This window comes from Micrococcus sp. Alg238-R198 (assembly GCF_900537135.1).
Lineage (GTDB): Bacteria > Actinomycetota > Actinomycetes > Actinomycetales > Micrococcaceae > Micrococcus > Micrococcus luteus.
The window spans coordinates 23,088-44,074 of sequence record NZ_UNRH01000008.1 but is presented as its reverse complement, the minus strand read 5'-3'; the positions used below and the strand labels follow the sequence as shown (position 1 = coordinate 44,074).

The window sequence follows — 20,987 nt, the reverse complement described above, 5'->3', positions numbered from 1 at the left end:
GGCTGCGACGGTCAGCCTCCGACTCTAGCGAGCAGGCCCGGGAGCGCGCCGCAGGTCAGGGACGGTCCGCCCGCTCCAGGTCGGCCGGGCCGAAGGCGTCCGGCAGCACCGCGTCGATCCCCCGCTCCCCCGCCGGGGTGAGCAGCACGAGCCCGGGGGCGCGGAACTCGTACAGCAGCTGGCGGCACCGCCCGCAGGGCATGGTCAGCACGCCCTCGCCGTCCACGCACACGAACGCGGCCAGTCGGCCGCCCCCGCCCATGCGCAGGTCGGCCAGCAGCGCGCACTCGGCGCACAGGGTCAGCCCGTAGGACGCGTTCTCGATGTTGCAGCCCGAGACGAGGCGGCCGTCGTCGGTGAGCGCGGCGGCGCCCACCCGGAACCCCGAGTAGGGCACGTAGGCGTGCTCCGTGGCGGCCAGGGCCGCGGCCCGCAGCCGGTCCCAGTCCACGCGCGGCGCCGTCGTCGTGTGCTGCCCGTCCGCCACGGCTACTCCTTCACGTACGGCACGCCCGAGGCGGCCGGGCCGCGCGAGCGGCCCACGAGGCCGGCCACGGCGAACACCGTGACGAGGTACGGGAGCATCGCCATGAACTGGCTCGGCACCGGGGTGCCGAGGATCGCCAGGACGTACTGCATGTTGGTGGCGAAGCCGAACAGCAGCGCCGCGAAGAACGCGCCGATCGGGTTCCAGCGGCCGAAGATCACGGCCGCGAGCGCGATGAAGCCCTGGCCCGCCGTCATCTCCTTGGTGAAGGACGACGCGGAGACGAGCGTGAAGAACGCCCCGCCCATGCCGGCCACCGCGCCGCCCAGCAGGACGGCGGCGTACCGCGTGCGGTTCACGTCGATGCCCACGGTGTCCGCGGCCTTGGGGTGCTCGCCCACGGCGCGCACGCGCAGGCCCCAGCGGGTGCGGAACAGGGCGAACCACAGCGCGATGACGAGCAGGTACATCGCGTAGCCCAGGATCGTCTGGTCGAACAGGATGGGCCCGAGCACGGGGATGTCCGCCAGGCCCGGGATCCGCAGGTTCGGGAAGTGCGGCGGCGCGTTGAGCTCGGTGTCCCCGCCCGTGAGGACGGTGGAGTACAGGAAGCTCGTCAGGCCGGCCACGAGCACGTTGAGCACGACGCCGACGATCACCTGGTTGACCAGGTACTTGATCGAGAACACGGCGAGCAGCCAGGACACGAGGACGCCGGCCACGATCGCGGCGGCCAGGCCCGCCCAGGGCGAGCCGGTGGCGGTGCCGACGACGGCGGCCGTGAACGCGCCCGCCAGCAGCTGACCCTCGATCGCGATGTTCACCACGCCCGAGCGCTCGGCCAGGATGCCGGCCATCGAGCCGAAGATCAGCGGGACGGCCAGCGCGAACGAGCCGGCGATCAGGCCGGTGAGGAACACGGTGGTGTTGTCCGCCGAGCCGATCACCCAGATGAGGAACGCGGCCACGAAGGCGACGGCGAACAGGGCCGCGGCCCAGCCGGGGGTGCGCCCCGAGCGCAGGGTCGCCAGCCAGGCCACCGCGGTCAGCAGCGCCATGAGCCCGACGAGCAGCCAGCCCCCCAGCACGGGGTCGGCGGTCAGGTCCGGGAGCACGACGGCGTCGGACGCGTTCGAGAGTCGGAAGGTCGCCGCCGCCTCGGGGGCGCCGAGGGCGAAGACGGCCAGGGCCAGCAGGGTCAGGATCGTCAGGGCGATCGGGGTGGTCCAGTGCCGGACCACGACCCGGGCGGGCTCGGCGGCCTCGGGGCGGACGACGTCGGCGTGGGGCCGGGCGGCGGTCGCGCTCATCGGGCGTCCCCCTTCTGCTCGTGCGGGCGGTGGGTCGGGGCCGTGTCCGTGGGTGCAGTGGTCGGAGCCTGCGGGTCCGCGACGGCGGCGGCCGCGGCCTCCTGGACGCCCGTGGACGGGGCGGCGGCGTGGCCGGCGGCACCGGTCAGCGCGGCGCCGGCCACGGCGGGCTGGGTCACGGGGTCGGCCGCGCGGCGGGCGCGCGCGGCGCCCGGGGCGGGCAGCCGGAAGATCGCACGCACCAGCGGCGGGGCCGCGATGAGCAGCACGATCACGGACTGCACCACGAGGACGATGTCGACCGGCACCCCGGTCTCGGTCTGCATGGTCACGCCGCCGGCGCGCAGGGCGCCGAAGAGCAGGCCCGCGAACAGCACGCCCACCGGGTGGGACCGGCCGAGCAGCGCCACCGTGATCGCGTCGAAGCCGAAGGACCCGGCCACGGAGGTGTTCAGCGTGCTCTCCGTGCCGGCCACGTGGGTGGCGCCGGCCAGGCCGGCGAGGCCGCCGGAGATCGCCATGGCGGCCAGGTAGGAGCCCTTGACGGAGATGCCGGCCGTGCGGGCGGCGTCCGGGTTGGCGCCCACGGCCCGCAGGCGGAAGCCGAGGGTGGAGCGCTGCATCAGCCACCACGTGAAGAGCACGGCCAGCAGCGCGACGAAGAAGCCCCAGTGCAGCCGGAAGTCGGTCCCCAGCAGCCGCGGGAACATGGCGGAGCGGTCCAGCGGCGCGGACACCGGGTTCGTGGTGCCGGGCGCCCGCAGGACGGGGGTGTTCAACAGGTACGCGAGCAGGTTCACCGCCACGTAGTTGAGCATGATCGTGAGGATCACCTCGTGCGCGCCCGTCCAGGCCTTGAGCACGCCGACGACGGAGCCCCACAGCACGCCGCCGAGCACGCCCATCACGACGACGAGCAGCAGGTGCACGCCGGCCGGCAGGTGCAGGTGCACGCCGAACCACGTGGCGAACATGGCGCCGAAGATGAACTGGCCCTGGCCGCCGATGTTGAACAGGCCCGCCCGGAAGGCGATGGCGATGCCCAGCGAGATGATGATCAGCGGGGTCGCCACGGTGAGGGTCTCGGTGAGCGGGTAGAGCATGCCCGTCGCGTCCGAGGCCCGGTAGTTGAAGACGGCGCCGCGGAACAGGGCCGCGAAGGCCCCGGCGAACGCGGCCCAGGCGGCGGAGAGCAGGTCGCCCGGGCGGGCGAAGAAGTAGCCGGCGGCGTCGCGGACGTCCTCGTCCACGGCGATGATCAGCAGACCGGAGATCAGCAGGGACAGCAGGATCGCCAGGGCGGTGACCGTGCCGTTGCCCGAGAGGATCCGGCGCAGGGCGGAGTCGGCGGGGGCGGGCCGGGCGGCCGCGTCGGACGCGGGGGCCGGGCGCTGCGGGGCGGCGGTGCTCACGGGCGCTCTCCTTCCGTGGTGGGGTGGGCGGCGGGCGCCTCACCGGCGGTGCCGGGCGTGCCCGCGGCGACGTCTGCGCCGGAGGCGAGGGCCGCGTCGTCGGGGGTCTGGCCGGCCATCATGAGGCCGAGCGTCTCGCGCGAGGTGTCCCCCGGCACGATGCCGACGATCCGCCCGTGGTACATCACGGCGATCCGGTCCGCCAGCTCGAGGACCTCGTCCAGCTCGGTGGAGACGATCAGCACGGGGGTGCCGGCGTCGCGCTCGGCGATGATCCGGTCGTGCAGGAACTCGATCGAGCCGACGTCCACGCCGCGCGTGGGCTGCGAGGCGATGAACAGGCGCAGCCCGTCCACGAGTTCGCGGGCCATGACGACCTTCTGCTGGTTGCCTCCCGAGAGGGAGGAGACCGGCAGGTCCACGCCCTGGGTGCGGACGTCGAACTCGGCCACGCGGCGCTCGGCGAGCGCCCGCACCGCGGCGGGGCGCATCTGCACGGCGTTGCCGGCCGGGGCGACGTCGTACCGGTTGAGCACCATGTTCTCCTCCACGGAGAACGGGCCGACGAGCCCGTCCGTGGAGCGGTCCTCGGGCACGAAGCCGACGCCGGCGCGGATGATCTGGCGGGTGGACCGGCCGATCAGCTCCCGACCGTCCAGGGTGACGGAGCCGGTGGCCTTGACCAGGCCCATGATCGCCTCGGTCAGCTCGGTCTGCCCGTTGCCCTGCACACCGGCCACGGCGAGGACCTCGCCCTGGCGGACGGCGAAGGACACGGCGTCCAGCAGCACCTGGCCCGTGGGCGAGACGACGGAGAGGTCCTCGACGCGGAACGTCTCCTCCCCCAGGGTCGGGGCCGTCTTGCGCCGCTCGAGGACGACGTTCCGGCCCACCATGAGGGCGGCCAGCTCGGCGGCCTCGGCGGAGGGCTCCGCCGTGCCGACCACGCGGCCGCGGCGCAGCACGGTGATGTCGTCCGAGACGGCCTTGACCTCGCGCAGCTTGTGGGAGATGAACACGATCGCCGTGCCGTCCGCCCGCAGCTGCCGGATGATGCCGAGCAGCTCGTCGGTCTCCTGGGGGGTGAGCACGGCGGTCGGCTCGTCCAGGATGAGGATGCGCGCGTCGCGGACGAGGGCCTTGATGATCTCGACGCGCTGCTGCACGCCCACGGGCAGGTCCTCGACGACGGCGTCCGGGTCCACGTCGAAGCCGTACTGCGCGGAGATCTCCCGGATCCGCCGGCGGGTGGCCTCGAGGTCGAGCACGCCCAGGGCGCGGGTGTGCTCGTCGCCGAGGGCCACGTTCTCGGCCACCGTGAAGACGGGCACGAGCATGAAGTGCTGGTGCACCATGCCGATGCCCGCGCGCATGGCCTCGCCGGGGCCGGAGAACCGGACGGGCTCGCCGTCGAGCAGGATCTCCCCCTCGGTGGGCTCGTAGAGCCCGAAGAGGACGTTCATCAGGGTGGACTTGCCGGCGCCGTTCTCGCCGAGGAGGGTGTGCACCCGCCCCGACTCCACGGTCAGGTTCACGTCCTCGTTCGCGGCGAACGAGCCGAAGCGCTTGGTGATCCCGCGCAGTTCGAGCCTCATCGAGGGCCTTCCGTCTGGTCGATGCTCGTGGTGCCGCGCTCGGCGGCGGGGGCGGGCCGGGCGCCCGCGCGCCGCGGGGCCGGTCCGGAGGGGTCCGGGCCGGCCCTGCGGCGGTGGCGAGGCGGGTCAGGCCTCCGGGGAGTACTCCGAGCCGACCTTCAGCTCGCCCGAGACGATCTTGGCCTCGAGATCCTTGAGCTCGTCCTTGAGCTCCTGCGGCACCGTGTCCTCGAAGTCGTGGAACGGGGCCAGCTCGACGCCCTTGTTCTCCAACGTGCCCACGTAGGGCTCGGCCGAGAACTCGTCCTTCAGGTCCGCGGCGATCACGTCGGCGACGGACTGGCCCATGTTCTTCTTCACCGAGGTGAGGATCAGGTTGCCGTCCTTGGTGGACTCGTAGCCGTCCGAGTCCGGCCAGATGACCTTGACGTCCTTGCCGCCCTGGTTCGCCTCGCGGACGGCGTCCAGGGTGCCCAGGCCCACGGGGCCGGCCACCGGCATCACGATGTCGGCGCCCTCGTTGATGAAGTTGGCGGTGTTCGTCTTGCCGTTGGCCACGTTCTTGAAGTCGCCCGTGAAGGAGCCGGTCTTCGCGTCCTTGTCCCAGCCCAGGACCTTGACGTCCTTGTCCTTGACCTCGTTGTAGTGCTCCACGCCGCGGGCGAAGCCGTCCATGAAGATGGTGACGGTGGGGATCTCCATGCCGCCATAGGTGGCCACGGTGCCGGTCTCGGTGGTGCCCGCCGCCAGGTACCCGGCCAGGAACGCCGCCTGCGCCGTGTCGTAGGTGAGCTTCTGGAAGTTGTCGGAGAAGCCCTCCGCGGTGACGTCCACGCCGAAGAAGTGGGTGTCCGAGTGCTGCGCGGCGATCGGCTTCATGGCGTCGCCGAGGAGGAAGCCCACGCCGATGACGGCGTCGCAGTCGGCGTTGACCATGGCGGTCACGTTCGGGGTGAACTCGCTGGGCTCGTTCGACTCGGCCTCGCTGGTGGTGATGCCGTAGGCCTTCTCGGCGGCCTTGAGGCCCTCGTAGGAGGACTGGTTGAAGGAGCGGTCGTCGAAGCCGCCCTCGTCCGAGACGATGCAGGCCTTGTAGTCGTTGTTGTCCGAGCCGACGCCGTCCACGGTGGCGATGGCCTCGCTCTCGGCGGCGCCGGAGCCCGAGGCCTCGGACTGCTCCGGCGGGGCGCCGCACGCGGTCAGCAACAGGCCGGAGACGCCGAGCGCGGCGACGGGGAGCAGGAGACGACGACGGCGCGCGGCCGACGGGGTGGCGATGCCCATGGGGTCCTCATTTCGGAAGGCACGGTGCGAGGCCCGCGGCCGGTGGCCGCGGAAAGACGGGGCCCGTGCGGGCGGCCCCGTCCGGATGAGCGCGAGTCTACCGAACGGTGGGCCCGTCCCCTCCGGCGGGTGCGGGCGGCGGGGTCAGTGGTGGTCCTCGCCCGTGAGCACCTGCAGCGCGGCGGCGGTGAAGACCCGCATGCCCACGCCGATGGCCCGCTCGTCCGGCGCGTAGTCCCCGCGGTGCAGATCGTAGATGGGGCCACCCGGGGACCGGGTGCCGAGGCGCAGCATGGAGCCGGGCACCTTCTGGGTCATCCAGGCGAAGTCCTCGCCGCCCATCGACTGCGGGGTCAGGACGATCGCCCGCGAGCCGAGCTCCCGCCGCGCCGCGGTCTCGATCAGCGCCGTCTCGCCCTCGGTGTTGTGCACCGGCGGGACGCCGCGCACGTGCTCGAGCTGCACGTGCACGCCGTACGGCGCGGCCACCTGCCGGACCACCTCGTCGAGCAGCGCACCGGCCTCCTCCCACACGTCCGCGTCGAGGCAGCGCATGGTCCCGGCCAGGTAGCCGGTGTTGTCGATCGCGTTGGGCGCGCTGCCGGCGGCGATCTGCCCCCACACCACCGAGACGGCCGAGCGCACGTCGATCCGCCGGGAGAGCACGGCGGGCACGTTCACGGCGATCTGGGACAGGGCGAAGACCATGTCCTCGGTGAGGTGGGGCCGCGAGGTGTGCCCACCGCGTCCGGTGAGGGTGATCCGGATCGTGTCCGCCGCCGAGGTGATGGCGCCGATGCGGGTGCCGATCGAGCCGACGTCGACCTGGGGGTCGCAGTGCGCCGCCAGGATGCGGGGCACGTCGTCGAGGATCCCCTGGCGCAGCACGGCCAGGGAGCCGCCGGGCAGCCGCTCCTCCGCGGGCTGGAAGATGACGCGGACCGTGCCGTGGACCCGCTCGCCGGCCGCGCGCAGGTCGGCGTCGGCGGTGGCCCCGCGGAGGATGCGGCCGAGGGCGACGGCCACACCCGCCATGACGGCGGTGTGCATGTCGTGGCCGCACGCGTGCGCGACGCCGTCATTGACGGACACGTAGGGCAGGCCGGTCTCCTCCTCGACCGGCAGCGCGTCGATGTCCGCGCGCAGGGCCAGCACCACCGGCCCCTCCCCGACGTCCACGTAGGCGCCCGTGGACTCCATCCGCACGGGCGAGAGCCCGTAGCCGGAGAGCAGCTCCACGATGCGGTCGGTGGTGCGGTACTCCTCATAGGAGAGCTCGGGATGCCGGTGCAGGTCCCGGCGGAAGGACACGATCTCGTCCTCGAGCTCGGCCACCACGGGGCCCACCGAGGGGACGGAGGTCGGACGGGGCCCGGTCAGCACGGAGTCGGAGGTGGTCATGGCCCAGCACCCTACTCCGGGGGTGCCGGTCGGTGCGGGCCGGACCCGGCCCAGGGCGCGGTCAGAGGACCTCGTCCACGCCCTCCGCCTTGAGCGCCTCGACGGCCTTCTTGACCTCCTGGGCGTGCTCCGTGGTGGTGACCAGCAGCGCGTCCTCGGTGTCCACGACGACGACGTCCTCGATGCCGATCAGCGCGATGACGCGCTTCGTGTCCGTCACCACGACGCCGGACGCGTCGTCCGAGTACACGCGCGGAGTGTCGCCGATCACCGTGATGCCGGAGGCGTCCCTGACCGGGTTCAGGCGGGCGATCGCCGCGAAGTCCCCCACGTCGTCCCACGTGAAGGAGCCGGGGATCACGGCCACGTCGCCGACGGCGGCGGCGGGCTCGGCCACGGCGTAGTCGATGGCGGTCTTCGTCAGCTCGGGCCACACCCGGGCCATGACCTCGTCCCGCTCCGGCGTCTCCCACGCGCGGGCGATCTCCATCAGGCCGGCGTGCAGCGCGGGCTCGTTCTCCTCGAGGTGGGCCAGCATGAGGCCCACGGGCGCCACGAACATGCCCGCGTTCCAGAGGTAGCGGCCGGACTTCACGTACTGCTGGGCGACCTTCAGGTCCGGCTTCTCCACGAACGCGGCGACGTCGTGCGCGTCCGGGGCGCCGGCCACGCGGAGACGGCGGCCCCGGCGGATGTAGCCGAAGCCCGTGGCCGCGTGCGTGGGCTCGATGCCGATGGTCACGATCCGGCCCGTGGCCGCCGTCTCGACGGCCTGCCGCACCGCGTCCTGGAAGACCTCCACCGGGGAGATCACCTGATCCGCCGCGAACGAGCCCATGATCGTGTCCGGGTCGCGCAGGGAGAGGATCGCCGCGGCCAGGCCGATGGCGGCCGCGGAGTCCTTGGGCGAGGGCTCGAGCACCAGATCCGTCTCCGCCAGGGCCGGCAGCTGCGTGCACACCGCCTCCCGGTGGGCCTCCCCGGTCACCACGAGCATGCCCGCGGCCAGGGGCGCCAGACGGTCCCACGTGGCACGGATCAGGGTCTGGCCCGAGCCGGTGAGGTCGTGGAGGAACTTCGGCGCGGCGGCCCGCGAGAGGGGCCACAGGCGGGTGCCCACGCCCCCGGCGGGGATCACGGCGTGGAAGCGGGACAGGGCCGTGCCCGGCGCGGCCTCGCGCGGGGCATCGGTCAGGTTCGGATCGGTGCTCACCGGGCCAGACTACGGAACCGTCCGGACGGGGGACCACTCGACGCGTCCCAGGCGGGGCACAGCCCAGACCGAACAGGACGGCGGCGGGGCGCCGCACGCGTCACAGTGGTCGCCCGGGTCCCGGTCGGGCACGGAGGCGCGGGAAGGGTCTACCCTAGGTGGAGGAATCCACTCGCACACGCCCCTGCCCGTCGTCGTCCCACGGCGGAGGACCGGGATCGTGCATTCCCCCTGGAGGTATCAACCGTGTCTAGCGCCACTGCGCAGGCCCCGGCCAAGAACGGCCGCGGAACCCTGTACCGGGGCCACGGCGGCATGTGGTCCTGGGTGGGCCACCGCGTCACCGGCGTCGTCATCTTCTTCTACCTGCTCGTCCACGTGCTGGACACGGCCCTGGTCCGGGTCTCCCCCGAGGCCTACAACGCCGTGATCGGCTCGTACAAGACGTGGTACTTCGCGCTCGGCGAGGCCGGCCTCGTCGCGGCGATCATCTTCCACGCCCTGAACGGCCTGCGCATCATCCTGGTCGACTTCTGGAAGGGCGGCACCCAGCACCACAAGACCCTGCTGTGGATCGTGCTGGGGCTGTGGGTCGTCCTGACCCTGGGCTTCGCCATCCGTCACTTCAGCCTCGCACTCGGAGGTCACTGAGCCATGAGCACCACCGCTGAGACCACCATCGCGGCGCCCCGCAGCCGCCGTCTGGACCCCAAGTACACGCGCGACGGCGGCGGCCGCGGCAACTTCGAGATGCTCGCCTGGCTGTTCATGCGCATCTCGGGCGTCTTCCTCGTCGTGCTGATCGCCGTGCACCTGACCACCAACCTGCTGGTGGGCGACGGCATCCACGCCATCGACTTCGGCTTCGTGGCCGGCAAGTGGGCGCACCCGCTGTGGCAGTTCTGGGACCTGGCCCTCCTGTGGCTGGCCATGCTGCACGGCGCCAACGGCGTGCGCACGATCATCAACGACTACACCCGTCGCGGCAGCGCCCGCTTCTGGCTGACGATGATCCTGTACATCGCCACGGCCGTGATCATCATCCTCGGCACCCTGGTGATCTTCACCTTCGATCCCTGCATGGTGGACGCCTCCGGCGCCCTGCTCGAGGGCTCCCCGGCCTTCTGCGGCTGACCTCGGAAACGCTCACCCTGCGGTGCGGCCGGCCCGAGCGGCCGCCGCGTCACAGACACCCAGAAAGAGAGACCTGAATGCAGGTGCACAAGTACGACGTGGTGATCGTCGGCGCCGGCGGCGCGGGCATGCGCGCGGCCATCGAGGCCGGTCAGCGCGCGCACACCGCCGTCCTCACCAAGATCTACCCCACGCGTTCCCACACCGGCGCGGCCCAGGGCGGCATGTGCGCGGCCCTCGCCAACGTCGAGGAGGACAACTGGGAGTGGCACACGTTCGACACCGTCAAGGGCGGCGACTACCTGGTGGACCAGGACGCCGCGGAGGTCATGGCTAAGGAGGCCATCGACGCGGTGCTGGACCTCGAGAAGATGGGCCTGCCCTTCAACCGCACCCCCGAGGGCAAGATCGACCAGCGCCGCTTCGGCGGCCACACCCGTGACCACGGCAAGGCGCCCGTGCGCCGCGCCTGCTACGCCGCGGACCGCACCGGCCACATGATCCTCCAGACGCTGTACCAGAACTGCGTCAAGCACAACGTGGAGTTCTTCAACGAGTTCTACGTGCTCGACCTGCTGCTGGTGGAGGAGGACGCCGTGCGCGAGGACGGCACCGCCTACAAGCAGAAGCGCACCGCCGGCGTCGTCTCCTACGAGCTGGCCACCGGCGAGATCCACGTCTTCCAGGCCAAGTCGGTCATCTTCGCCACCGGCGGCGCCGGCAAGGTGTACAAGACCACCTCGAACGCCCACACCCTCACCGGCGACGGCATGGCCATCGCCTACCGCGCGGGCCTGCCGCTCGAGGACATGGAGTTCGTGCAGTTCCACCCGACCGGCCTGGCCGGCCTGGGCATCCTGCTCTCCGAGGCCGCACGCGGCGAGGGCGGCATCCTCCGCAACGCGGACGGCGAGCGCTTCATGGAGCGCTACGCCCCCACCATCAAGGACCTCGCCCCGCGCGACATCGTGGCCCGGTCCATGGCCGAGGAGGTCCGTCAGGGCCGCGGCGCCGGCCCCAACAAGGACTACGTGCTGCTCGACCTGACGCACCTGGAGCCCTCGCACATCGACGAGAAGCTCCCGGACATCACCGAGTTCGCCCGCACGTACCTGGGCGTCGAGCCCTACACGGAGCCGGTGCCGGTGTTCCCCACCTGCCACTACTTCATGGGCGGCATCCCCACGAACATCCAGGCCGAGGTCCTCCAGGACAACGACACCGTCGTGCCGGGCCTGTACGCCGCCGGCGAGGTGGCCTGCGTGTCCGTGCACGGGTCCAACCGCCTGGGCACCAACTCGCTGCTGGACATCAACGTGTTCGGCCGCCGCGCCGGCATCTACGCCGCCGAGTACGCCGCGCAGGCGGACTGGGTGGAGCTGCCCGAGGGCGGCGAGCTGCCGACCGTGGAGCACATCGAGAACCTGCGCTCCGCCACCGGCTCCGAGCGCGTCGCGGACATCCGCGCCGAGCTCCAGGAGTCGATGGACGCGGACATGCAGGTCTTCCGCGACGAGGACTCGATCCGCCGCGCACTGGCCAAGATCGAGGAGCTGCGCGGGCGCTACGAGAACGTGTCCGTCCAGGACAAGGGCCGCCGCTTCAACCTCGACCTGCTCGAGGGCATGGAGCTGGGCTACCTCCTGGACATCGCCGAGGCGATGACCCTCGCGGCCCTGGGCCGCAAGGAGTCCCGCGGCGGGCACTACCGCGAGGACTACCCCGACCGCGACGACGAGAACTTCATGGCGCACACCATGATCTACCGTGACGAGACCGCGGAGATGGAGGGCGTCAAGGGCATCCGCTTCGAGACCAAGCCCGTCGTCGTGACCCGTTACCAGCCGATGGAGCGTAAGTACTGATGAGCCACTCAGCAACCGAGACCGAGGCCCCCGTGGCCCAGGCGCAGACCCAGTCCGCCGGTGGCGGCGCAGGCGAGGTCGAGAGCTTCGACATCGTGCTCAAGGTCCGCCGCTACCTCCCGGAGTCCTCCGAGGAGTCCTACTGGGACGAGTGGCGCCTGACCATGTACGGCACCGACCGCGTGCTGGACGCCCTGCACAAGGTCAAGTGGGACCACGACGGCACCCTGTCGTTCCGCCGCTCCTGCGCCCACGGCGTGTGCGGCTCCGACGCCATGCGCATCAACGGCCGCAACCGCCTGGCCTGCAAGACGCTCCTGAAGGACCTCGACCTGTCCAAGCCCATCCTGGTGGAGCCCATCAAGGGCCTGCCGGTGGAGAAGGACCTGATCGTGGACATGGACCCGTTCTTCCAGTCCTACCGCGAGATCATGCCGTTCCTGGTCGCCGAGGGCCACGCGCCCACCAAGGAGCGCTACCAGTCCCAGGCCGACCGGGCGATCTACGACGACACCACGAAGTGCATCCTGTGCGCCGCGTGCACCTCGTCCTGCCCGGTGTTCTGGACGGACGGCCAGTACTTCGGCCCGGCCGCCATCGTGAACGCACACCGGTTCATCTTCGACTCGCGTGACGAGGCCGGCGACATGCGCCTGGAGATCCTGAACGACAAGGAGGGCGTGTGGCGCTGCCGCACGACCTTCAACTGCACCGACGCGTGCCCCCGCGGCATCCAGGTGACCAAGGCGATCGCCGAGGTGAAGCAGGCCATCCTGGCCCGCCAGTTCTGATCCCCCGCACCACGACGGCGGCCCGTCTCCTCGCACGAGGAGGCGGGCCGCCGTCGTCGTGGGCGGAGCCCCCTCCCGCCGAGGCCCGCAGACGCGCCGTCACCGGCCCGGCGTAGCGGTGTGTCTGCGGGCCTCAGCGTGGGGACGGGCGGGACCGGAGGCGGAGGCGGGGGCGGTCCGAGCTCAGACGTCGAAGGCGGCGCGCGTCTCCCGCCGGTGCGCCACACGCAGCCACACCGCGCTGGACACGAGCATCCCGACGACGGCGCCCAGCACGACCGGACCCCCTCCCCCGGCCTGCACCATCCGCCCGCCGTCGACCATCCAGAAGGCCGCCGTGAGCATCCCCAGCACCACGAGCACGCTCCCCACGGGGCGCACGGCCCGGATGCGGCGGGTGATGCCGGCCAGGAGCACCAGGGTCAGGACGACCACCGCCGCGGCGGCCACCGGCCACGCCCCCGCCGGGGTGAGGAACGCGGCGACGTCGGCGTCGGTGACCTCGCTCGCGCCCCAGGAGCGCGCCTCCAGCACGGCGCGGGCGTAGCCGGGCGTCGACTGCAGCGCGAGCACGCCCCCCACGCCGGCCGCGCTCAGTGCGCCCGTGACGGCCGTGACGGTCTGGAACAGGCGCAGGGGACGCAGCGACGCGAGATCGGGGGCGGGGTCCGTGGTCTCGTGGGGATCGTCGTCGAGGGGGTGCATGCCCCCATCATGCCCGGCGGCGCAGGAAGGTCGTTGCGAGGCCCGGGTTGAAGGCGCACACGAGCCAGGCCGCGTTCACGAGCGCGAACAGCCCGCCCAGGACCAGGGGCAGCACCACGTCCCCGGCGGGGAAGACGAACAGGCGGATGGCCCCCAGCAGCGTCACGAAGATGGCGATCGAGGCGAACAGGGCACCCATGATGCGCGCCGTGTTGCTGTGCCGGGTCAGGCCGACGAGGACGATCGCGTAGACCGCCAGACCCAGCAGGGTCGCGAACCAGACACTGCCGGTGAGGGCGCCCTCGATGGCCTCGGCGGTCATCGCGGGCGACTGCGCGCCGCCCTCGGGCAGCGAGTCCGCGATGTCCTGGGCCGCGCCCGGGAGGAGGTTCCGCAGGATCGACGCGGCGTAGAGGACCGCGGACGCGACCGTGAGCCCGAGCAGCGCCCGGAACACGCCGGGGGTGCGGGCATCGGGGCGGATGAGCGGGCGGGCGTCCGGGCCGGAGTGCCCGGCGATGCGCCGCCGCGCTTCGTCCGGACCCACCACGGGCCGCCCGCCGCCGTCCAGGTCGTCGGGGTGGGGGGACACGGGATGCGGGGGTCGATGATCGGAGGCCATGTCGCCATGGTCTCCGCTGGCCGACGCCGGGGCGAGGGCTGGCGACCCAGGACTCGCCGCCGGCGAACGGCGTCGGGGTCAGGCGCGGCGGCCCTGACGGGTGTAGGCCGCGACCTGCGGGTTGAAGGCCTTGACCAGCCACAGGATGTTCACGATCACCAGCGCCAGGCTGAGCACGGAGGCCAGCACGCCGCCGATGCCGGGGTAGGTCACGAAGGAGAAGATGCCGCCGACGGCGCTGAGGGTGCCCAGGATCCCGACGACGATGCCGAGGATGCGGGCCCAGTTCTTGGCCCCGCGGAGGTTGAAGTACACCAGGGCGTACAGGGCCACGCCGATGAGCAGGACGATGATCGTGCCCACCGTCACGGAGGCGCCCACGACAGGCGCGATCTCCTCCACCTGCTCGGGGGTCAGGCCGCTCTGGCGAAGGGAGTCCCGCATGCGTTCGATGCTCTCCTCGCCGCCGAACAGGGCCGGCAGGGAGGACAGCACGTACAGCGCGAGCGACGTGAGCGTCAGCGTCAGGAGCGCGGGGAACGCGGCCGGCTCCGGGACGATGCCGTACGGGCTGCCCGGCTGGGCGCCGTAGCCCGGGGCCGCGTAGGGCTGCGTGCCGTAGCGGGAGCCCACGGCGGGCTGCTCCGGGTTCGGGTTCGGTCGATCGGTGGTCATGGTGTGCTCCTCGGTGTCGTGGGTGACGGTGGTGGCGGTGACGGGCGCGGTGGCAGGATCACTCGTGCCGCAGTGCCTCGATGGGATCCTTCCGGGCCGCACGCAGGGCGGGCAAGGTGCCGGCGATGAACGCGATGGCCACGATCAGCAGCAGGATCAGCAGCAGGGCGAGGGGGTTGACCGCGAACAGGACCAGGCCGGTGACGCCGCTGAGGGGGCCGGTGGTCAGCACCTGGTTCGCGATGAGTCCGACGGCGACGCCCAGGCCGATGCCGATCAGCGAGCCGAGCAGGCCGATCACGACGGCCTCCATGGTGAACAGGCCGAAGATCTTCCCGCCGGTCATGCCGAGGGCCTTCATGAGGCCGATCTCCCGGGTGCGCTCCTGCACCGCCATGAGCAGGGTGTTGATGATGCCGAAGCTGGCGGCGAGCAGCGCGATGAGCGCGAAGCCGGTGAGCACCCACGTGACGGCGTCGATGATGCCGCGGATCACGCCGAGCTGCTCCTCGAGGGTCTGCGCCAGCAGGCCCTGGTCGGCCAGCGCCTGCTTCACGGCGTCCTCGTTCGCCTCCGGGTCCTCCACGATCGCCGTGGCCTGGAAGTAGGTGTCCCGCTGGGACTCCGGCAGGCCCTCCGTCGTGATGTCGTAGATCTCCTGCTCGAGCGACTCCGACGGCGTCGGGGCGGTGCCCGCACCGGACGCGGCCGCCTTCGTCACACCGACCACGGTGGCCTTCACGGACTTCTGCTCCTGCAGCGGGGTCGCCGCCACGACGGTCAGCTCCGTGCCGACCAGGTCCTCGGCGTCGCTGGCGCCCAGGTCCTCCACCCACGACTCGGGCATGACGATCTCCGCGGCGCCGGCCTCGGGGGCACGGCCGGCGGAGAAGGTGAGCATGTCGATCTCACCGGAGCTGCCCATGAAGCCGGTCTGCCACTTGCGGTCGTCCGGGCCCTGGATGTACTCCGGCTCGGCCACCCGATAGGTCTTCACCTCGGTGACGTGCTCGGTGTCCTCGATCGCGGCGAGGTCCTCCTGGGTGAGCAGTGGCATGCCGAACATCTCGCCGCCGGCGGCGTCCTGCTCCGTGTACTCCTGGGGCGAACCGCTCGCCGCGCCGGCCGAGGACATGTCCTGCTGCTTCATCACGGTCAGCTCACCGGGCTTGCCGAAGCCCTCGACCACGTTGTCCACGTACTTGTTGATGCCCGCGCCGAGCCCCGTGGTGAGGGTCAGCGTGAACGCGCCGATCACGATCGCGACGACGGTGAGGAAGGTGCGCAGCTTGGAGCGCATCGTGTTGGCGAGCGCCGTGCCCGCGACGTCGGTGGCCTTCATGCCCGTGCTCCGTCCCGCTCGGTGCCGACGCGCTCGTCGGCGATGACCACGCCGTCCTGCAGCTCGACGCGACGGTCGCACTGGGCGGCCAGGTCGTCGTCGTGGGTGACCACCACGAGGGTGATGCCCTCGTCGCGGTGCAGGCCGAAGAGGATGTCCTCCACGGCCGCCGAGGTGGCGGAGTCCAGGTTGCCCGTGGGCTCGTCCGCGAACAGCACCGTCGGGTTGTTCACGAGCGCGCGGGCGATGCACACGCGCTGCTTCTGGCCGCCGGAGAGGTCCGTGGCCTTGTTCTTCGCCTTGTCCGCGAGCTCGAGCCGCTCGAGCACCGCCATGCCGCGGCGGGCGCGCTCGGCCCGGCCCACGCCGGCGATCTTCAGCGGCAGCACGGTGTTCTCCAGGACCGTCTGGTTCGGGTTCAGGAAGAACTGCTGGAACACGAAGCCGAACCGCTCGTTGCGCAGCTGGGAGATCTCCGCGGCCTTGAGCTGGGAGACGGGACGGCCGTCCATCGCCACCACGCCGGCGGAGGGCTGGTCCAGCAGCGCCAGCAGATGCATCAGGGTGGACTTGCCGGAGCCGGACTTGCCGACGACGGCCAGGGACTCGCCGCGCTGAATCTGCAGGGTGATGCCCTTCAGCGCGTCGAAGCGGGACGCCCCGCGGCCGTAGACCTTGACGAGGTTCTCCGTCTCCAGGACGGGTTCGGCGCCGGGCGGGACCTCGGCGACGGCGGGGATGGGGACCGCGGTGGACATGGCTCCGGCACTCCTCTGTCGGTGGGGCTCGCCCCCGCTGCGGCAGGAGCGGAGGCAGTGCCTCCATCCTGACAGCCACGCACGCGCCGCCGCCTCCGACTCGAGTCGGAGAAACACCACGGCCCGCGTCCCCCGCAGGTCGGGGGCGCGGGCCGTCGTCGGGGGGGCCGGTGCGGCCCGGCTCAGCGCAGCGGCGGCAGGAAGCCGACCTTGGCGTAGACGTCCTCGAGCACGGGCGTGGCCACGGCGCGGGCCTTCTCGGCGCCGGCGGCGAGGATGCGGTCGAGCTCGGCGGGGTCGTCCAGCAGCGCGAGGGCGCGCTCGCGCACGGGGGCCAGGCGCTCGACGACGGCGTCCGCCACCGCGACCTTGAGGTGCCCGTACATCTTGCCGACGAACTCCTCCTCGAGCTGCGGGATCGGCGTGCCGGACACCGCGGAGAGGATGGTCAGCAGGTTGGAGACGCCGGGCTTGGCCTCGCGGTCGAAGCGCACCTCGGTGCCGTCGTCGGTGACCGCGGACTTGATCTTCTTGGCGGTCTTCTTCGGCTCCTCGAGGATGTTGATGAGCCCGTTCGGGGACGCCGCGGACTTGGACATCTTCGACGTGGGGTCCTGCAGGTCGTAGATGCGCGCGCCGGTCTCCGGGTAGAAGCCGGTGGGCACCACGAACGTCTCGCCGTAGCGGTGGTTGAAGCGCTGGGCCAGGTCGCGGGTGAGCTCCACGTGCTGGCGCTGGTCGTCGCCCACGGGCACGCCGTGCGGCTGGTAGAGCAGGATGTCCGCGGCCATGAGCATGGGGTACGCGAGCAGGCCGACGCCGGCCGCGTCCGCGCCCTGCTTGGCGGACTTGTCCTTGAACTGGGTCATGCGCATGGCCTCGCCCATGCCGGTCATGCAGGTCAGCACCCACGCCAGCTGCGCGTGCTCGGGCACCTGGGACTGGACGAACAGCGTGGAGCGCTCGGGGTCGATGCCGCCGGCGATGAACTGCGCGGCGGCCACCCGCGTGCGCTCCGCGAGCGCGGCCGGGTCCTGCGGCACGGTGATGGCGTGCAGGTCGGGGATGAAGAAGAACGCCTCGAAGTCGGCCTGGGTGCGCTCCCAGTTCACGAGGGCGCCGAGGTAGTTGCCCAGGTGGAGGGAGTCCGCCGAGGGCTGCATGCCGGAGAGCACGCGGTGCCGGGCGGACGCGCCGGCCAGGTGGGCGGTGGCGGCGGCGTCCTGGGCCAGCACGTCCTGCACGGAGTTCTTCTTCATGGTCATCTCAGCCTCGGGTCTCTCCTGCACGGTCAGAACTGGTAGTCGACCACGAGCGGGGCGTGGTCGGAGAAGCGGGTGCCCCAGCTGGGGGCGCGGTCCACGACGGCGGTCGTCGCCCGCTCGGCCAGGCCCGCGGTCGCCATGTGGTAGTCGATGCGCCACCCGGCGTCGTTGTCGAAGGCCTTGCCGCGCATGGACCACCACGTGTACGGGCCCGGCACCGGCCCGGCGAGGGCGCGGTGCACGTCCGTGAAGCCGAGCTCACCGAAGAACCGGTCGAAGTAGGCGCGCTCCTCGGGCAGGAAGCCGGCCTTCTTCACGTTGCCCTTCCAGTTCTTGATGTCCAGCTCGGTGTGGCCCACGTTGAGGTCGCCCGTGACGAGGGCATGCCCCTCCCCCGCGGCCAGCTCGGAGAGGCGGCGGACCATCTCGTCGAGGAACCGGTACTTGTCCGCCTGCTTCGGGGTGTCGACCTCGCCCGAGTGCACGTACGCGGAGACCACGGTCAGCGGCGAGCCGTCCGGCAGGCGCAGGTCGGCCTCGATCCAGCGGCCGGCGTCGTCGAAGTACCCGTCGGCGTCGGCGATGCCCGTGCGGACCTCGCCGAGCGGGAACCGCGAGGCGATCGCGACGCCGGCCCGCCCCTTGGCGGCGGCCACGGCGTCCGCCAGGTGCACCTCGTCCCAGTCCTCGCCCACGATCTCGCGGACCAGCTGCGCCGTGACGTCCGCTGGGGCGCGCACCTCCTGGAGGGTGAGCACGTCCACGCCGCGGCCGGCGAACCACTCCCGCATGCCCTTGCGGTGCGAGGCGCGGATGCCGTTGACGTTCACGGTGGCCACGCGCACGGCGCCGTCGGCCTTGGGCGCCCCGGCGTTGGCGTGCACCACCGGCTCACCCTCGGCGGGCTCGGGGTACTTCCCGGTGACGGGGTCCTTCTCGGGCAGCGCCGTCATCAGCCGATCACCGTCCCGCTCACCGGGCCCTCGGCGCCACCGGCCCGGGACTCCTTGATCATGTCGCGGGCGTTGGAGGCCGTGATGTCGATGGTCTCCAGGGCACGGTCCACCATCTCGCGGTCCATGCCCTCGCCCGCGGCGAGCTGCTCGCGCACCACGCGCACCTGCACCTGGGCGATCTTGAACGAGTGGTCCAGCTTGGTGTCCCGCAGGGGGTCCGCGGCCGGCGCCGGCGGGGCCACCGCGGGGGCGGCGGCGTCGGCGTCGCGGCCGCGCAGGGCGGCGACGTCGGCGCGGGCGTTCTGCATGGCGGTGTCCACCTTGCGGCCCGCGGCCTGGACGCCGCGGCGCATCTGCAGGTACACGACCACCGCGAACACGAGCCAGCCGGCGGCGACGGCGACCACGAGCCACCCGATCACGTCGTTCTGGTTCGCGGCGAAGATGATCGCCACGATCAGGATGACGATCATCGCGACGAAGCCGAGCGATCCCACGCGCAGGCCGGCGCGGGGGCCGCGGCGCGCGCCGTCGGGACCGGGGGTCAGGGACTGGGACATGGGTGCTCCTCCGGAGGGGCTCGTGGGGTCTGCCCTCCATCATCCCGCATCGTGGGGTGGGGTCCGAATCGGGCGGCCCGCGTCGGTGCCTATCCTGAGGCGATGACCCCCCGCCCCCCGCACCCCGCCGACCCCGCGTCCGGGGCCTTCACCCCTGACCAGCGCCGCATCCTCACCGCACTGCTCATGCCGCTCTTCCTCGCGCTGATGAGCGTGTCCGTGGTGAACGTGGCGCTGCCGGCCATCGAGTCGGGCCTGGACGCCACGAGCGCGGATCTGCAGTGGGTGCTGGCGGGGTACACGCTGACGTTCGGCACCGTGCTCGTGGCCGCGGGCCGCGCCGGCGACCTGTGGGGGCGCAAGAACCTGTTCCTGGCGGGCATCACGCTGTACATGCTCGGCTCCCTGCTCTCCGGCCTGGCCGGGGACACCCTGCTGCTCAATGCCGGGCGCCTGCTCACGGGCCTGGGCGCGGGCGTGTTCAACCCCCAGGTCATCGGGTTCATCCAGTCGAACTTCCACGGCCGCGCCCGCGGGCGGGCCTACGGGCTGTTCGGCACCGTGGTGGGCCTCGGCGTGGCCGTGGGGCCCCTGCTCGGCGGGCTGTTCCTCGGCGCGTTCGGCCCCGAGTGGGGCTGGCGCTCCACGTTCCTCATGAACGTGCCCGTGGGCCTGGCCGCCGTCGCGATGGGCGCCCTCTGGCTGCCGCCGCCCACCCGCGTGCACGGCCTGCCCCCCGCCCCCGGACCACGCGGGATCGCCGCGCTCGATCCGGTGGGCGCCCTGCTGCTCGGCGCCGGCGGGGTGAGCCTCATGGTGCCGTTCATCGTCCCGGGCACCGCCTGGCTGCTGGTCCTCGCCGCCGCGCTCGTGACGGCGTGGTGGCTGTGGGAGAAGCGCGTGAAGGCCCGGGCGTCGGCCACCGGCGTGCAGCCCATGGTGGACCCGGCCCTGTTCCGGCGGCCGTCCTTCACGATCGGCGCGCTCGAGTCCACCATCTACCTGGCCACCATGCCGGCGGTGTTCGCGATCGTGGCGATCTTCCTGCAGCGCGGCATGGGGTTCACGCCGCTCGAGGCCGGCCTCGTGGGTCTGCCCGGCGCCGTCGTCGTGGCCTCCCTGTCCCCGTGGGTGGGTTCGATGGTGCAGCGGCGGGGGCCCGTGCTCGTGCTGCTCGGCGCTCTGGTGGGCCTCGTGTCGCTGGGGGTGCTCGCGCTCGCGTTCGAGCGCAGCGCGGCCGGCGCGTGGTCGCCGTGGATCGTGGGGGTGGGGCTGATCGTGCAGTCGGCCTCGCAGGCGCTGCTGCTCACCAGCACGCAGGTGCTGATGATGGACGACGTCGCCGGCCACGAGGCGGGGGCGGCCGGCGGCGTCGCCCAGACGGCGCAGCGCCTCGGCACCGCCCTGGGCCTGTCCGTGGTGACGGGCGCGTTCTTCGCGGCCCTGGCCGGCGCCGCAGCCGAGAGCGCCGGTCCGCCGTCGGCCGCGGCGTACGCGCACGCGGCCTCGACCGCCATGGGCATGGTGGCCGTGTGCTGGGCGCTCACCGCCGCGGTCGCGGCCCTGGACGTGGTCCGGCGGCGCCGCGCCGTGCGCGCGGCCTGACCGGCCC

General features: G+C 72.3%; 20 protein-coding genes. 5 read left to right on the top strand and 15 right to left on the bottom strand.

All coding sequences use genetic code 11. The features are described from left to right. Positions 1-55: 55 nt before the first annotated feature. The 7 genes from G6R13_RS08710 to G6R13_RS08680 all read right to left on the bottom strand — a co-directional run bounded on the left by G6R13_RS08710 (position 56) and on the right by G6R13_RS08680 (position 8,702). Positions 56-487, bottom strand: a complete 432-nt coding sequence (locus G6R13_RS08710) for a cytidine deaminase (RefSeq protein WP_010079337.1) — start codon at positions 485-487, stop codon at positions 56-58. A 2-nt stretch (positions 488-489) separates the two neighbouring features. Beyond that, entirely contained in the window at positions 490-1,797 is a 1,308-nt protein-coding gene (locus tag G6R13_RS08705; RefSeq protein WP_036317814.1) for an ABC transporter permease, read from the bottom strand. After that, a complete protein-coding gene (locus G6R13_RS08700; RefSeq protein WP_163721446.1) occupies positions 1,794-3,209 on the bottom strand; it encodes an ABC transporter permease in 1,416 nt (471 codons plus the stop codon). Before G6R13_RS08700 ends, G6R13_RS08705 begins: the two co-directional genes overlap by 4 nt. After that, entirely contained in the window at positions 3,206-4,804 is a 1,599-nt protein-coding gene (locus tag G6R13_RS08695; protein ID WP_159227965.1) for an ABC transporter ATP-binding protein, read from the bottom strand. Before G6R13_RS08695 ends, G6R13_RS08700 begins: the two co-directional genes overlap by 4 nt. A 126-nt stretch (positions 4,805-4,930) precedes the next feature. Further along, positions 4,931-6,088: a BMP family ABC transporter substrate-binding protein gene (locus tag G6R13_RS08690; protein ID WP_159227963.1), complete on the bottom strand. Its 1,158-nt coding sequence runs from the start codon at positions 6,086-6,088 to the stop codon at positions 4,931-4,933. Positions 6,089-6,232: 144 nt separating this feature from the next. Then, positions 6,233-7,489 (bottom strand): amidohydrolase, encoded by a 1,257-nt coding sequence (locus tag G6R13_RS08685; protein WP_061866929.1) that lies wholly within the window; start codon positions 7,487-7,489, stop codon positions 6,233-6,235. Between the two features lie 61 nt (positions 7,490-7,550). After that, entirely contained in the window at positions 7,551-8,702 is a 1,152-nt protein-coding gene (locus G6R13_RS08680) for a mannose-1-phosphate guanylyltransferase (protein WP_044659646.1), read from the bottom strand. A 246-nt stretch (positions 8,703-8,948) separates the two neighbouring features. Between G6R13_RS08680 and sdhC the strand changes: the two genes are divergently transcribed. The 4 genes from sdhC to G6R13_RS08660 all read left to right on the top strand — a co-directional run bounded on the left by sdhC (position 8,949) and on the right by G6R13_RS08660 (position 12,492). Next, positions 8,949-9,353 carry a succinate dehydrogenase, cytochrome b556 subunit gene (gene sdhC / locus G6R13_RS08675; protein ID WP_078025777.1) on the top strand — a complete coding sequence of 135 codons (405 nt, stop codon included), beginning with the start codon at positions 8,949-8,951 and terminating at the stop codon, positions 9,351-9,353. A gap of 3 nt (positions 9,354-9,356) precedes the next feature. Beyond that, positions 9,357-9,836: a succinate dehydrogenase hydrophobic membrane anchor subunit gene (locus G6R13_RS08670; RefSeq protein ID WP_036314556.1), complete on the top strand. Its 480-nt coding sequence runs from the start codon at positions 9,357-9,359 to the stop codon at positions 9,834-9,836. 77 nt (positions 9,837-9,913) lie between these two features. Further along, positions 9,914-11,701: a succinate dehydrogenase flavoprotein subunit gene (gene sdhA / locus G6R13_RS08665; RefSeq protein WP_036314558.1), complete on the top strand. Its 1,788-nt coding sequence runs from the start codon at positions 9,914-9,916 to the stop codon at positions 11,699-11,701. Next, positions 11,701-12,492 carry a succinate dehydrogenase iron-sulfur subunit gene (locus tag G6R13_RS08660; RefSeq protein ID WP_036381948.1) on the top strand — a complete coding sequence of 264 codons (792 nt, stop codon included), beginning with the start codon at positions 11,701-11,703 and terminating at the stop codon, positions 12,490-12,492. Before sdhA ends, G6R13_RS08660 begins: the two co-directional genes overlap by 1 nt. A gap of 183 nt (positions 12,493-12,675) precedes the next feature. On the opposite strand, the gene G6R13_RS08655 is transcribed toward G6R13_RS08660, so the two are convergent. From G6R13_RS08655 to G6R13_RS08620, 8 genes are all read right to left on the bottom strand, one after another. Beyond that, entirely contained in the window at positions 12,676-13,197 is a 522-nt protein-coding gene (locus G6R13_RS08655; RefSeq protein WP_101965726.1) for a hypothetical protein, read from the bottom strand. A 7-nt stretch (positions 13,198-13,204) separates the two neighbouring features. Next, positions 13,205-13,819 carry a hypothetical protein gene (locus G6R13_RS08650; RefSeq protein ID WP_180951241.1) on the bottom strand — a complete coding sequence of 205 codons (615 nt, stop codon included), beginning with the start codon at positions 13,817-13,819 and terminating at the stop codon, positions 13,205-13,207. A gap of 78 nt (positions 13,820-13,897) precedes the next feature. Then, positions 13,898-14,494, bottom strand: a complete 597-nt coding sequence (locus G6R13_RS08645) for a hypothetical protein (RefSeq protein ID WP_144919085.1) — start codon at positions 14,492-14,494, stop codon at positions 13,898-13,900. Positions 14,495-14,552: 58 nt separating this feature from the next. After that, a complete protein-coding gene (locus G6R13_RS08640) occupies positions 14,553-15,836 on the bottom strand; it encodes an ABC transporter permease (RefSeq protein ID WP_163721443.1) in 1,284 nt (427 codons plus the stop codon). Further along, positions 15,833-16,594 (bottom strand): ABC transporter ATP-binding protein, encoded by a 762-nt coding sequence (locus tag G6R13_RS08635; RefSeq protein WP_163721441.1) that lies wholly within the window; start codon positions 16,592-16,594, stop codon positions 15,833-15,835. The genes G6R13_RS08640 and G6R13_RS08635 overlap by 4 nt, the downstream gene beginning before the upstream one ends. A gap of 182 nt (positions 16,595-16,776) precedes the next feature. After that, on the bottom strand, positions 16,777-17,859 hold the full coding sequence (gene trpS, locus G6R13_RS08630; RefSeq protein WP_002856591.1) for a tryptophan--tRNA ligase: 1,083 nt from the start codon (positions 17,857-17,859) through the stop codon (positions 16,777-16,779). A gap of 26 nt (positions 17,860-17,885) precedes the next feature. Further along, complete coding sequence (locus G6R13_RS08625) at positions 17,886-18,812, bottom strand: exodeoxyribonuclease III (protein ID WP_163721439.1); 927 nt, start codon at positions 18,810-18,812, stop codon at positions 17,886-17,888. Further along, the gene (locus tag G6R13_RS08620) at positions 18,812-19,375 is read right to left on the bottom strand and encodes a hypothetical protein (protein ID WP_163721437.1); all 564 of its coding nucleotides are present in this window, start codon (positions 19,373-19,375) and stop codon (positions 18,812-18,814) included. The genes G6R13_RS08625 and G6R13_RS08620 overlap by 1 nt, the downstream gene beginning before the upstream one ends. A 102-nt stretch (positions 19,376-19,477) precedes the next feature. On the opposite strand from G6R13_RS08620, the gene G6R13_RS08615 reads away from it, so the two are divergent. After that, positions 19,478-20,980: an MFS transporter gene (locus G6R13_RS08615; protein ID WP_240335725.1), complete on the top strand. Its 1,503-nt coding sequence runs from the start codon at positions 19,478-19,480 to the stop codon at positions 20,978-20,980. The last annotated feature ends 7 nt before the right edge of the window (positions 20,981-20,987 follow it).